1 protein-coding gene is annotated in these 1,299 nt (G+C 54.1%); it reads left to right on the top strand.

Translation table 11 applies throughout. From position 1 onward, the window contains the following. Nucleotides 1-90: 90 nt before the first annotated feature. Nucleotides 91-1,239, top strand: coding sequence for an integrase core domain-containing protein (locus GV764_RS16625; protein WP_161661098.1), 1,149 nt, complete (start codon nt 91-93; stop codon nt 1,237-1,239). Nucleotides 1,240-1,299: the final 60 nt, after the last annotated feature.

The following is a 1,299-nucleotide window of genomic DNA, read 5'->3' as shown; positions in this document are numbered from 1 at the left end:
TGTATGAACCGGTCACATGGGTAACACTTTAAACCGGGCACATGGGTAACAGGTTATAACAGTACGGTAAACAGCTGACGGAGGTTTACCGTGCCCTGGACTGAGACTGTTACCATGCAACGACTGCAGTTTGTCGCGGCCTGCCTGGAAGGTGATCTTCCTGTTGCTGAAGTATGCCGCCGCTTTAATATCAGCCGTAAAACCGGTTATAAATGGCTGGCCCGCTTTTCACCGGATGATATGAGTTCCCTTAATGATCGCTCCCGGGCACGTCATCATCAGAACGCCACCCCGCAGCCCATGGTGGAACTGCTGCTGCAAACAAAGCAGCAGTATCCGCTCTGGGGACCGGAGAAGATCAGGCAACGGCTTCTTAACCTGAATGTCAGCGGTGTGCCTGCTGCCAGTACCCTTGGTGACCTGCTACGGGCACACGGCCTGGTCAAAAAACGTCGCTCCCCCGCCTTCAAACCCACACAACCCCATGTACTGCATCCCGTCGTCCGGCCCAACGATGTCTGGAGTGCTGATTTTAAGGGCAAATTCACTCATACCGGTGGACGCTGGTGCCATCCTTTCACCCTGACCGATAACTGCAGCAGGGCAGTCCTGGCCTGCGATGCCACCTATATGCCTGACGGCAAATTTGTCATGCCCTGTCTGGAGCGGGTGTTCCGTGAATGCGGCATGCCGGAGGTACTGCGTACAGATAACGGGCCGCCGTTTGCCGGAGTCGGTCTGTGGGGACTGAGCGTGATGTCAGTCTGGCTGATAAAGTGCGGTGTGTTGCCTGAGCGCATCAGGCCCGGTAAACCCACCGAAAACGGCCGACATGAGCGGATGCACCGGACCATGAAAGAAGCGCTGAACCATCATCCGAAATTTACATCCCTTGAAGAGCAGCAAAAGTGGCTGGACGCGTGGCGGCAGGAATTTAACGAAGTACGCCCTCATAAAGCACTCGGAGGAAGAACACCGCAGTCCGTCTGGTATCCGTCTGCACGTACCTTCACCGGTCCACTGAAGGACATGCCGGTTCCGGATGGAGCCAGAGTGCTGCGCGTCGCACCAAAAGGCGATTTAAATTTTAACGGTACACGGATTTTTTTATCGCAGGCGCTGGGAAAAGAATGGATCTGGATGAAACAAACGAAGGAGGAGACTGATGAAATTGGCTTTGGCGAACTGATACTGGCCCGGTACGACAGACGAAATCATCGTATAATCCGGGCCGATTAAATCAAAAAGTGTCACCCATGTGACCGGTCAGATCTGTAACCCATGTGACCGGTTCATACA

The organism is Atlantibacter hermannii (genome assembly GCF_009907385.1).
Classification (GTDB): Bacteria; Pseudomonadota; Gammaproteobacteria; order Enterobacterales; family Enterobacteriaceae; genus Atlantibacter; species Atlantibacter hermannii_A.
This window is presented reverse-complemented; position numbering and strand designations above follow the sequence as displayed.